The following is an 8,883-nucleotide window of genomic DNA, read 5'->3' as shown; positions in this document are numbered from 1 at the left end:
CCCCCCCCCCCCCCCCCCCCCCCCCCCCCCCCCCCCCCCGGCCCTCCCGGTCCCGAGTGGCGGCCTCACCACCCCGGGAGGAACATGGTTCCCAAACCATGGGAAATGAGGCACTGATGCGCATCGGTTACAAACTGGCCGCCGAGTCCTTCGGTCCCCAGGAGCTCATCCGCCAGGCGCAGCTCGCCGAGCGGGCCGGATTCGACTTCGTGGAGATCAGCGACCACTTCCATCCCTGGCTGGACAACCAGGGCCATTCGCCGTTCGCCTGGACCGTGCTGGGCTCGATCGCGGCGAAGACCGAGCGGATCGGTCTGGCGACCGGCGTCACCTGCCCCACCGTCCGCTACCACCCGGCGATCATCGCCCAGGCCGCGGCGACCCTCTCCCTCGTCTCCGACGGCCGGTTCACGCTCGGCATCGGTTCCGGCGAGCGGCTCAACGAGCACGTCGTCGGCATCGGCTTCCCCGACTCGGTCCGGGTCAGGCACGAGCGGCTGTGCGACGCGCTGCACATCATCCGCCTGCTGTGGCAGGGCGGTTACCGCTCCTACGAGGGCAAGCACCTGCGGATCGAGGACGCGAGGATCTTCGACCTGCCCGCCGAGCCGCCGGTGATCGCGGTGGCCGCGGGCGGCGCGGAGGCGGCCCACATCGCCGCCGACCTCGGGGACGGGCTGTTCGCCACCGAGCCCAAGCGGGACCTCGTCGCGACCTACCGCAAGGCGGGCGGCACCGGCCCGCGCTACGCCGAGGTGCCCATGGCCTGGGCGCCCGACGCACACACCGCGGCCCAGGCGGTTCTGGAGACCAGCCGGTGGGCGCTGCTGGGCTGGAAGGTGATGAGCGAGCTGCCCAACCCGGTCAACTTCGAGGCGGCCTCCGCCACCGTCCGCGAGCCGGACGTGCTGGAGCGGTTCGCCTGCGGGCCCGACCCGGACCGGTTCGTGGAGGTGGCGCAGCAGTTCGTCGACGCGGGCTTCGACCACCTGGTGACGCAGAACGCCGGTCCGGACCCGGACGGCTTCATCGACTTCTACCAGCGGGAGCTGGACCGCCGGCTCCGCGCCCTGAAGCCCCGGGACTGACCTCCCGCGCGCGCCCGGCCCGCCCCCGCCGTGGGCGCGGGGACCGGCCGCCCGGCCGGTCCCCGCCCGCGCACCTCAGTGCGCGGTGTCGGTGTGCCAGAGGACACTGCCGTCGGCGGCGCGGATCACCACGTCACCGTCGGTCTGGACCACCAGCACGGCCCCCGGGTGGGAGCCGAGCCGCTCCCCCTCCGGCGGCCAGACGACCTGCTCGTCGGTGTTGGTCAGCAGCAGCTCCCCCTCCACGGTGAAGTCGGCGCGGACCGCCTTCCGTTCGAGCTCCGGGTCGAGGCCGGTGCTCCAGATCTCCTCCTCGTTCTCGTCGTGCACCACCAGGTTCCCGGTCACGTCGTTGAACCGCAGCCGGGCCTTGAGCGAGCTGATCACGTCCCCCCGCTGGATCGCCTCCGGCGCGGTGATCACCTGCTCCTTGGCGGGCCCGCCCCCCGGCGGGATGGTGCCGTCCGCGAGCTGCTTGAGCGCCGAGAGCGACGGCGTGAACGCGTAGACGCTGCCCTCGGTGCGGACGAACTGCCGCAGGCTCAGCTCCACGCTCGCCGTCGGGGTCTCGGTGCCGCCGGAGGGATACGAGACCTTGCCCTCCGTGCCGATCACCGCGTCGCCGCCGACCGGCGGAACCCGCTCGGGGAAGTTCGGCCCGTTGATCCAGATGTTCTGCACGAACTCGAACTGCTGGACCAGGTCCGACTGGTAGGTGACGAAGACGAGACCCCTCGGTGCGTCCGGCCCGTTCGCCTCCCCGCCGGCCGGGTCGAACGGCATACCGTAGGGGATCCCGCGGCGCATCAGGCGCCTGCCGTCCAGCGCCCCCTTCTCGGCCAGCGGTGCCGGATCGGTGGTCCGGACCTTCAGGCCGTCGCGCGGATTGACCTTCCGCACGTGGGAGAAGAGGGGCGTGACGCGGCCGTCCGTGTCGTCCCGGAAGCTGATGTCGTTGTCCGTGTCAGCTCCGGGGCGCACGGGCACGTCCACGTCCGGGCTCTTGGCGACGGGCGTGCCGGACCGCCAGCGGCCGAACAGGCGGGCGGCGAGCCACTCGGTGGTCGCCGTCTCCGGCACGGCCTTGGCGTCCTTGAGGATCTTGAGCTGGTCGGCGACCTGCGCCCACCACCCCGGCACGTCCTGGGCCAGCCGGCGCACCACGTGGAACGAGCCGTCCTTCATCCAGTCCGGCAGCGTGGCCGGCCTGCGGTGGTCGGTCGGGTATCCCACGACGAACTCGCCCGGCGGGATGATCCGGGTCCCGGGCTTGCCCTTCTGGTACTCGGGCTTGTCGGGGTCGGCCTCGTCGAAGTCCAGCACGCCCGGCTGGCTGACGCCGTCCTTGAAGCCGAAGTGCTCCTTGCCCCGCCGGTTGCCCTCCAGCGTGGCGCCGGTCTGCTCGAAGGCGACGGACAGCCGGTGGGCGGCGATCTCCTCGCGCTCCCGGGCGAGCGCCGGGCCGAGGTCCTCGGCGCGGTCGGCGGCGACCGTGAGGATCACGTGCACGGGGTCGGTGTGCTCGGCGCCGAACAGCCAGTGCGCCGGGTCGTTGGCCCCGGTGTCCCCGACGATCGCCTTGCGGGCGGCGGAGCCCTGGACGAACGCGGCCTGCGTGGTGCCGTCCGGCACGTCCGCGATGGGCGACTCGCCCAGGAGTCGCACCAGCCCGGGGTGGGTGAAGCTCACCGAGCGCCACACGGCCCGCAGGCCGGCCGGGTCGGTACCGGCCGCGTTGCGGCGGGCCGCGCTGAACGTGGCGTTGAACGCGGCCACGTCCCGCGTGGTGGCTATCCGGTGGCGGAGCCTGCCCAGCCAGCGCCTGGCCTGCGCCGGATCCCCGATGGTGAGGAACAGGAGCTGAACGTAGTCCTTCCTGAAGCCCGCGAGGACGTCGCCCTGGATCTCGGTGCTGTCCCGCAGGGGTAACTGAGCCGCGGCGGCCGTGCCGGGCCCCGGAATCACGGGGCTCACGACCGCGGAATCTGCGGCGGTTTGTGCCATGGATTCTCCGAATACGATGCGATGGGGAACGCGCCGGTGCGAATACGCCCGTACGCGCACGGAACTTATCGGCCCGCCCATGTCAACGGGCCACTTCCTTCACGAAACCACCCATCAGAGGGCAGTCGCGGCATCGAGCGTACCGATGTTTCCGTTTACGCCCCACTGGCTACCCGGAGCGCGCCGGAGATCGTCACGCCGCACGCACAAGGAACGGTGAGAATATGCGGATCGCATTTGTGATGGCACACGAGGGCGTCGAGCAAATCGAACTGACGTCGCCCTGGCAGGCGCTCGCGGAGACCGGCGAGACGCCGCAGCTCATCTCGACCAGGCCCGGCAGCGTCCAGGCGTTCAACCATCTGGACAAGGCGGACACCTTCCCGGTGGACGGCACGGTGGGGCAGGCGTCCCCCGACGAGTTCGACGCGCTGGTCCTGCCCGGCGGCGTCGCCAACCCGGACGCGCTGCGGATGGACGAGCGGGCCGTCGCGTTCGTCAGGGCGTTCTTCGACGCCGGCAAGCCGGTGGCGTCGATCTGCCACGGGCCGTGGACCCTCGTCGAGGCCGGTGTGGTGCGCGGCCGGACCATGACGTCCTGGCCGAGCCTGCGCACGGACCTGCGCAACGCCGGCGCCACGTGGGTGGACGAGCCGGTGGTGGTCTGCCACGAGGCGCCGAGCACGCTGATCACCAGCCGCAAGCCGGACGACCTGCAGTTCTTCAACGACGCGATGCTGAGGGAGTTCGGGAAGGTCGCCGTGTGACGGCCGCCGCCCCCGATCCCGATACGCACCGGAGGAAGCCATGAACCTCGCGTTCCTCGACCCGCTGCTGCACAGGCCGGGCCCCTGGGCCTCGGTGTACTTCGACACCTCCGACGCGACGGAGGACGCCGCCGCGGTGCGGGAGTTGCAGGCGCGCGGCGCCCGCGACCGGCTGGCCGACCTGGGGGCGGACGAGGCGACGTGCCGTGCCGTGTACGACACGCTCAGCGGCCTGTCCCCGGACGAGGTGGGCCACGCGGTCTTCGCCACCGACGGCGAGGCCGTCCTCGACGTGCCGCTGGCCGTGCCGCCGCCGTCCCCGCCGATGACGAGCTGGGCCGTGCTGCCGCGCCTGGCGCCGCTGCTGGACTACGGCGGGCAGGACCCGACGACCCTGGTGGCGTTCGTCGACCGCCGGGGCGCCGATCTGCAACTGCGCGCCCCCCACGGCCGGCCGCGCCCGGCGGCCGAGGTGCGCGGCCGGGAGTGGCCGATGCACCGCACCGGGCGGGCCGACTGGTCGGAGCGGCACTTCCAGCTCTCCGTCCAGAACACCTGGGACGAGAACGCGGCCCGCATCGCCGAGACCCTGGCCGCCGACGCCGAGCGGGCGCACGCCGAGATGCTGGTGCTGGCCGGCGACCAGCGGGAGCGGCGCGCGGTGCGCGACCGGCTGCCGGAGTCGCTGCGCGAGGTGACCGTCGAGTCCGAGCACGGCGGCCGGGCGGCGGGCGCCTCGCCCAAGCTGCTGGACGCCGACATCGCGCGGGCCCGCGAGGAACTGGCGCGCGAGCACACCGCCGAGGCGCTGGAGCGGTTCGAGGCCGGGCGTGCGCCGGGGCAGCGGGGCCGCATCGAGGCCGCCGAGGGCGTGCCCGCGCTGGTGGAGGCCGCGCGCGAGCACCGCATCGACACCCTGCTGGTCCGGCAGGGCGGCCCCGACCTGCACCGGGACGTGTGGGTGGGCCCCGAACCGGACCAATTGGCGCTGCGCCGCTCCGACTCCCGGTACCTCGGCGAGCCCGCGCCCGAGCCGGCGCGCGCCGACGACGCGCTGCTGCGCTCCGCGGCGGCGACCGGCGCCGACGTGGTGGCGCTGCCCGGGACACCGGCCGGCGCGGGCACCGGCACGCTGCCGGCCGGCGGGCTCGGCGCGGTCCTGCGCTGGCCCTACCCGGACGGCGTGCCCGGCGGCGGCCACCGGCCCACGGCCTGACCCGGCGGCCCGCCCCGACCGCGAGAAGCAGCTCCGCCCCGGCGCCGTTACGCGCCGGGGCGCCGGGGTACCCGCCCGCGCACGCTTTCAACCAGGAGGCTCGCATGACCACAGACCAGTACCTGGCCGAGCTCGGGCAGCAGTTCCGGGTGGACGCGGTGCGCGCGACGTCGACCGCCGGCTCCGGGCACGCGACGTCCTCGATGTCCGCGGCCGACCTGATGGCCGTGCTGATGGCGAGGTATCTGCGCTACGACTTCGACTGGCCGGACCACCCGGGCAACGACCACCTGATCCTGTCCAAGGGCCACGCGTCGCCGCTGCTGTACGCCGCGTACAAGGCGGCCGGCGTGATCTCCGACGAGGAGCTGCTGACGTTCCGCGAGTACGGCAGCCGCCTGGAGGGCCACCCCACGCCCCGCCTGCCGTGGGTGGACGTCGCCACCGGCTCGCTGGGCCAGGGGCTGCCCATCGGCGTGGGCATCGCGCTGGCCGGGCGGCGCCTGGACGAGATGCCGTACCGGGTGTGGGTGCTGTGCGGCGACAGCGAGCTGGCCGAGGGCTCGGTCTGGGAGGCGTTCGAGCACGCCGGGTACGAGGGGCTGAGCAACCTCACCGCGATCGTCGACGTCAACCGGCTGGGACAGCGCGGGCCGACGCGGCACCAGTGGGACCTGGGCGCGTACGCGCGGCGCGCGCGGGCGTTCGGCTGGCACACGGTCGAGGTGGACGGCCACGACCCGGCGGCGATCGACGCGGCCTACGCGGAGGCGATCGGTGCCCAGGACCGGCCGACGGCGGTGCTGGCCCGGACCGTGAAGGGCCGGGGCGTCGCGGCGGCGCAGGACCGCGAGGGCATGCACGGCAAACCGCTGCCGGACGTGCGGGAGGCCGTCGAGGAGCTCGGCGGCGTGCGGAACCTGACGGTCGAGGTGCGGCGCCCGCCCGCCTCCACGGCCCCCCGGCAGGCCCACGGCGTCCACGCCGACCTGCCGCGCTACACGGTCGGGGACCGGGTCGCCACGCGGGACGCGTACGGGCGGGCGCTGGCCGCCGTGGGCGCCGACCGGGCCGACGTGGTGGCGCTGGACGGCGAGGTCAGCGACTCCACGCGGTCGGAGTTCTTCGCCAAGGAGCACCCCGGCCGGTTCTTCGAGTGCTACATCGCCGAGCAGGAGCTGATCGCCACGGCCGTCGGGATGCAGGTGCGCGGCTGGACGCCGTTCGTGTCGACGTTCGCCGCGTTCCTGACCAGGGCGCACGACTTCCTGCGGATGGCGGCCGTCAGCCGGGCCGGCATCAGCGTCGCGGGGTCGCACGCCGGGGTGGCGATCGGGCAGGACGGCCCGTCCCAGATGGGTCTGGAGGACCTGGCGATGTTCCGGTCCGTGCACGGCAGCACCGTGCTCTACCCGTGCGACGCCAACCAGACCGCGCGCCTGGTCGCGGGCATGACGGACGGCGCGGGGGTGCGCTATCTGCGCACCTCACGCGGGAAGAGTCCGGTGATCTACGGCCCGCACGAGGAGTTCCCGGTAGGCGGCAGCAAGGTGCTGCGCTCCTCGGACGCGGACCGGCTGACCATCGTGGCCGCCGGGGTGACCGTGCACGAGGCGCTGACCGCCGCCGACGAGCTGGCGGCGGACGGCATCCCGGCGCGGGTGCTGGATCTGTACTCGGTGAAGCCGGTGGACGCGCGGGCGCTGTGGGCGGCGGCCGAGGAGACCGGCTGTCTGCTGACGGTGGAGGACCACCGGCCCGAGGGCGGACTCGGGGACGCGGTGCTGGACGCCTTCACGGACGGGCGGCCGGTGCCGCGCCTGATCCGGCTGGCCGTGGGGAACATGCCGGGCTCGGCGACGCCGGAGGAGCAGCTGCGGGAGGCCGGGATCGACGCCGGCGCGATCGTGACGGCCGCCCGCCGGCACGTCGCGGAGGCGGGCGCGACGAACGCGGCGGCGGCTTGAGAGGGCGGACGCGGCCCTCAGGGAGCCTCTTCGAAGCGGGCCGCGGCCAGGTAGTCGGGGCGCGGGTCGAGGGCGGCGGCCAGCCGGAAGTGGCGGGTCGCCTCGCCGTCGCGGCCGGCGCGCTCCAGCGTGCGGGCCAGGGCGAAGTGCGCGAACGCGTTGTCCGGCTCGCGCTCCAGGACGAGCTGGAACTCCAGCTCGGCGGAGCGGAGCTGGGCGGCGAGGAAGAAGGCACGGGCGCGCAGCAGGCGGGCGGCCGTGTTCTCCGGGTGGGCGGTGATCAGGGGGTCGAGCAGCTTCAGCGCGCCGCGTGGATCGCGGGCCTGGAGGAGCTGTTCGGCCGCCCGGTAGGCGATGACATGGGTTTCGGGTGTGGCGTCGGGCACGGGGCCTCCTTGGGAACAGGTCGAGGCGTCGGCACGTGTACCAGGGTGGGCCCAACACCGGGGTCGCGGCCAGTATTCCCCCGCGGAATTCCGGACCGCCCCGGGCGCGGGGCGGCGCCGGGCGCGACGACCGGGCATGGCTGACCGCGCGGCGGTGGCGCGCGGCCGGCGGCGGACGGTGCTGGCGATCTGCTGCATGAGCCTGCTGATGGTCAGCCTGGACGTCACGGCGCTCAACGTCGCGCTGCCGTCGCTCCGGCGCGAGCTGGGCGCGGACGTCCCCGGGCTGCAGTGGACGATCGACGTGTACACGGTGGTCCTGGCGTCGTTCCTCATGCTCGCCGGCTCGACGGCGGACCGGATCGGCCGGCGCCGGGTCTTCCGCGCCGGGCTGCTGGTCTTCACCGCGGGCTCCGTGCTGTGCGCGCTGGCGCCGGGCCTGGGCTGGCTGATCGTCTTCCGCGCGGCGCAGGCCCTGGGCGGGTCGATGCTCAACCCGGTGGCCATGTCGATCATCCGCAACACCTTTCAGGACCCCCGGGAGCTGGCCCGCGCGATCGGCGTCTGGGGCGGGGTCATGGGCATCTCCATGTCGGTCGGCCCGGTGCTGGGCGGCGCGCTGACGCACTCCTTCGGGTGGCGGGCCGTCTTCTGGCTCAACGTCCCGGTCGGCGCCGCCGCCCTGCTGCTCACCGCGCGCTACGTGCCGGAGTCCCGCGCCCCCCGGCCCCGCCGGATCGACCCGGTGGGGCAGGTGCTGGTGGTGACGCTGCTGGGCTCGCTGACGTTCGGCATCATCGAGGGCGGCGGCGCCGGCTGGGACTCCCCGGTGCCGGCGGTCTGCGGCGCGGTCGCGCTCGGCGCGCTGGCGGGCCTGCTGTGGTACGAGCCGCGGCGCGCGGAGCCGCTGCTGGAGCTGCGGTTCTTCCGCAGCGTGCCGTTCACCGGGGCGTTCGCGTGCGCGGTGGTGTCGTTCGCCGGGCTGGGCGGCTTCCTGTTCCTCAACACCCTGTACCTGCAGGAGGAGCGCGGGCTGTCCGCGCTGCGCGCCGGGCTGTTCCTGCTGCCGATGGCCGCGATGACGCTGGTCTTCTCGCCGCTGTCGGGCTATCTGGTGGGCCGCCGCGGCGCCCGGCTCCCGCTGCTGCTCGCGGGGGCCGCGATCGCCGGCAGCGGCGCGGTGCTCACGCGTCTGGAGCCGGACACCCCGGTCGCGGTGCTGCTGGGCGTCTATGTGGTGTTCGGGATCGGGTTCGGCCTGGTGAACGCGCCGATCACCACCACCGCCGTCACCGGCATGCCGCCGTCGCGGGCCGGGGTGGCGGCGGGGGTGGCCTCCACCGGGCGGCAGGTCGGGTCGGCGCTCGGGGTCGCCGTCGCCGGCGCGGCGCTCGCGGCGGGGGCGCGTACCGCGGGGTGGTGGGTGATCGCCGGCTGCGGCGCGCTGGTGCTGCT

7 protein-coding genes are annotated in these 8,883 nt (G+C 74.3%); 5 read left to right on the top strand and 2 right to left on the bottom strand.

Annotated features, from left to right (window positions below; genetic code table 11):
• Positions 1–116: 116 nt before the first annotated feature.
• Complete coding sequence (locus tag ACSNOC_RS25870) at positions 117–1,088, top strand: TIGR03557 family F420-dependent LLM class oxidoreductase (RefSeq protein WP_436749990.1); 972 nt, start codon at positions 117–119, stop codon at positions 1,086–1,088.
• Positions 1,089–1,163: 75 nt separating this feature from the next.
• Here the strand turns inward: ACSNOC_RS25870 and ACSNOC_RS25865 are convergent, their stop codons facing one another.
• The gene (locus ACSNOC_RS25865; RefSeq protein ID WP_436749989.1) at positions 1,164–3,062 is read right to left on the bottom strand and encodes a Dyp-type peroxidase; all 1,899 of its coding nucleotides are present in this window, start codon (positions 3,060–3,062) and stop codon (positions 1,164–1,166) included.
• Between the two features lie 254 nt (positions 3,063–3,316).
• Here ACSNOC_RS25865 and ACSNOC_RS25860 point away from each other — a divergent pair, with 254 nt between their 5' ends.
• The 3 genes from ACSNOC_RS25860 (at position 3,317) to ACSNOC_RS25850 (ending at position 7,042) form a co-directional block, all read left to right on the top strand.
• The gene (locus ACSNOC_RS25860; protein ID WP_436749988.1) at positions 3,317–3,859 is read left to right on the top strand and encodes a type 1 glutamine amidotransferase domain-containing protein; all 543 of its coding nucleotides are present in this window, start codon (positions 3,317–3,319) and stop codon (positions 3,857–3,859) included.
• A gap of 40 nt (positions 3,860–3,899) precedes the next feature.
• The gene (locus tag ACSNOC_RS25855; protein WP_436749987.1) at positions 3,900–5,075 is read left to right on the top strand and encodes a Vms1/Ankzf1 family peptidyl-tRNA hydrolase; all 1,176 of its coding nucleotides are present in this window, start codon (positions 3,900–3,902) and stop codon (positions 5,073–5,075) included.
• Positions 5,076–5,179: 104 nt separating this feature from the next.
• Positions 5,180–7,042: a transketolase gene (locus ACSNOC_RS25850; protein WP_436749986.1), complete on the top strand. Its 1,863-nt coding sequence runs from the start codon at positions 5,180–5,182 to the stop codon at positions 7,040–7,042.
• A 17-nt stretch (positions 7,043–7,059) separates the two neighbouring features.
• Here the strand turns inward: ACSNOC_RS25850 and ACSNOC_RS25845 are convergent, their stop codons facing one another.
• Positions 7,060–7,428 carry a tetratricopeptide repeat protein gene (locus ACSNOC_RS25845; protein ID WP_436749985.1) on the bottom strand — a complete coding sequence of 123 codons (369 nt, stop codon included), beginning with the start codon at positions 7,426–7,428 and terminating at the stop codon, positions 7,060–7,062.
• A gap of 136 nt (positions 7,429–7,564) precedes the next feature.
• Here ACSNOC_RS25845 and ACSNOC_RS25840 point away from each other — a divergent pair.
• A partial coding sequence (locus tag ACSNOC_RS25840) for an MFS transporter (RefSeq protein WP_436749984.1) occupies positions 7,565–8,883 on the top strand: 1,319 nt, incomplete at its 3' end.

It is taken from the genome of Streptomyces sp. URMC 129, from assembly GCF_051386415.1.
In the GTDB taxonomy this organism is placed as follows: Bacteria; Actinomycetota; Actinomycetes; order Streptomycetales; family Streptomycetaceae; genus Streptomyces.
This window is presented reverse-complemented; position numbering and strand designations above follow the sequence as displayed.